The sequence below is a fragment of the Pseudomonas sp. genome (genome assembly GCF_037994325.1).
Classification (GTDB): Bacteria; Pseudomonadota; Gammaproteobacteria; order Pseudomonadales; family Pseudomonadaceae; genus Aquipseudomonas.
On sequence record NZ_JBBNAH010000447.1, the window covers coordinates 1 to 1,760 of the forward strand.

Consider the following 1,760-nt stretch of genomic DNA (forward strand, 5'->3'; position numbering starts at 1 on the left):
ACAGGGTGTTGATCGGGAAGAACGGGTTAAATGCCATGGGTACGCCATAGCGCGTGGCGAAGCGCTGCATGTCGGCGAGGGTGTACTTGGCCTTGGCCGGAATGGCGATCGGCGACTGATTGCCGGTGGCCTTGAACACACCTCCCAGCAGCATGGGCTTCCAGGTGATCTCCACGCCGGCATCCGCGGCGATTTTCGGCAGTTGGGTCCAGGCCAGGTAGGTGGTTGGGCTACCGAAGTCGAAAAAGAACTCCAGGGTTTTGCTCATGGTTTTTTCCTTTTTTATTGTGCAAGCGTGGTCTGTGCGGCTTTAAAACGTCTCTAGCCATGGGCGCAGATCCAATTCATGCGTCCATGAATCCCTTGGTTGCGTATGAATCTGCCAGTAGCTATCAGCGATATGGTCAGGATTGAGAATGCCGTCCTGCTCTTTAAGGGCATAGCGCTCGGGGAAGTTGTCGCGGATAAACGCCGTATCAATGGCCCCATCAATGATCGGGTGGGCGACATGAATGCCCAGCGGCCCCAGTTCGCGAGCCATGCTCTGGGCGGTGGCGCGCAGGGCGAATTTGGCGCTGGCAAACGCGCTAAAGCCTTTGCCGCCGCGCAACGAGGCGGTGGCACCGGTAAAAATAATAGTGCCGCGACCACGGGGCAGCATCACGCTGGCAGCTTCGCGGCCGGTGAGAAACCCCGCCAGGGCGGCCATTTCCCAGACCTTGCGATACACCCGCTCGGTGGTTTCGGTGATGGAGAAGTGCACGTTGGCGCCGATGTTAAACACCACCGCTTCCAGTGGGCAGATCTCGCGCTCAATGGTGGCGAACATCGCCTGCACCTGTTCCTCGATACGCGCATCGCAGCCAAAGGCACGGGCGTCTCCGCCGGCTGCGGTTATTTCGGCGACCAGGGGTTCGAGTTTGTCGGCATTACGTCGCGCCACGCAGGCTACATAGCCTTCACGGGCAAAGCGCTTGGCTATCGCCCCACCGGTAGCATCGCCGGCTCCCACCACTAACACTGCTTTGCGTTCGCTCATTGTTATTGTCCTGTCAGGTGCATGGGTCAGTTCCTTTTTGGAACTTGGTCGAGATGGTCAGTTCCTTTTTGGAACCTGTCAAGTTAAGGTGGCCGCCAGATCCTTTGGAGAACCCCTATGCGCTGGGAAGAACTCGACCAACAGCCGTGCTCATTGGCGCGCACCTTATCGGTGGTTGGCGACCGCTGGACGCTGCTGGTGCTGCGCGAATGTTTTATGGGCGTGCGCCGTTTCGATGACTTTGAAAAGCGCCTGGGCATTACCCGCCACGTATTAGCTGAGCGCCTTAAACGCCTGACCGAGAACGGCGTGCTGGTGAAAGGCGCGTATCAGCAGCGGCCGCTGCGCGAGGAGTATAGGTTGACCGTCAAAGGCCACGACCTGTACCCAGCCGTGCTGGCGTTAGTGAACTGGGGCGACCGCCATATGAGCGGCGAAGAAGGCCAGCCGATCCGCCATGTGCATAAAACCTGCGGGCATGAAGTGCGTGGCGTATTGATCTGTTCCGAATGTGGCGAGCCTTTGCTGGCGCGGGATATGAGCTTGCGCGAGGCGCCGGAGCTGGAAGGGCAGTTATTGCCGGCGCATTGGCAAAAGTGAGTCTGGTTTGCTGTGCGCACCACGGCGCTAACGTCAAAATCCCTAGGTGTGCGCACCCCACGAAAGCCTAGCCCCGCGGTCTTTGCCCGCAGTAAAGAGACACCTGGGCGCGATGCCCAGG

General features: G+C 59.1%; 3 protein-coding genes. 1 reads left to right on the top strand and 2 read right to left on the bottom strand.

Translation table 11 applies throughout. From position 1 onward, the window contains the following. Both AAAB16_RS15015 and AAAB16_RS15020 read right to left on the bottom strand, forming a co-directional pair. Positions 1 to 268 (bottom strand): DsbA family protein (locus AAAB16_RS15015; RefSeq protein WP_340664040.1); only part of this gene is annotated, 268 nt, incomplete at its 3' end. 42 nt (positions 269 to 310) lie between these two features. Continuing rightward, complete coding sequence (locus AAAB16_RS15020; protein WP_340664041.1) at positions 311 to 1,039, bottom strand: SDR family oxidoreductase; 729 nt, start codon at positions 1,037 to 1,039, stop codon at positions 311 to 313. 117 nt (positions 1,040 to 1,156) lie between these two features. Between AAAB16_RS15020 and AAAB16_RS15025 the strand changes: the two genes are divergently transcribed. After that, entirely contained in the window at positions 1,157 to 1,639 is a 483-nt protein-coding gene (locus AAAB16_RS15025) for a helix-turn-helix domain-containing protein (protein ID WP_340664042.1), read from the top strand. Positions 1,640 to 1,760 lie beyond the last annotated feature (121 nt).